Consider the following 409-nt stretch of genomic DNA (forward strand, 5'->3'; position numbering starts at 1 on the left):
GCCGATATTCGTCTAAAGCAACCTGACAAAGATGCCGTGTGGCGTAACGTAATTGATAAAAAACCTTATGTTGGCGATCGTGTAGTCACTTTTACAATTCTAAAGGGTAACACTGTCATTGAAGGTGAGGTGGATTTAAACACCAAGTCACTTACCAGCTGGAAAACGCTCGAAAATACATTTGGTATGGTATTAGTCGATGATTTTATGGCCATACAAGACATTATTCAAACTAGCCCAGAGTATAAAATCGCTTTGAAAAAACGGGGCGTTGATGACGTGAAAAAAGTGGTTGGAACACCATTGACTGTCGGCTATTTTGGGGGAAAAGATGGACTTTTAGATCAGCAACAGAGGATTCTAAAAATTGTCTCTTACCTAGATGTTGGGGATGGCAACTATTGGGCAC

The 409-nt window shown here is 40.6% G+C and carries 1 pseudogene; it reads left to right on the top strand.

Annotated elements, in window-relative coordinates:
* Positions 1 to 409 (top strand): annotated as a pseudogene (gene tynA / locus R0K30_RS21160) (primary-amine oxidase); the annotation flags it as partial.

It is taken from the genome of Bacillus sp. SIMBA_154 (genome assembly GCF_046536015.1).
Lineage (GTDB): Bacteria > Bacillota > Bacilli > Bacillales > Bacillaceae > Bacillus > Bacillus pumilus_P.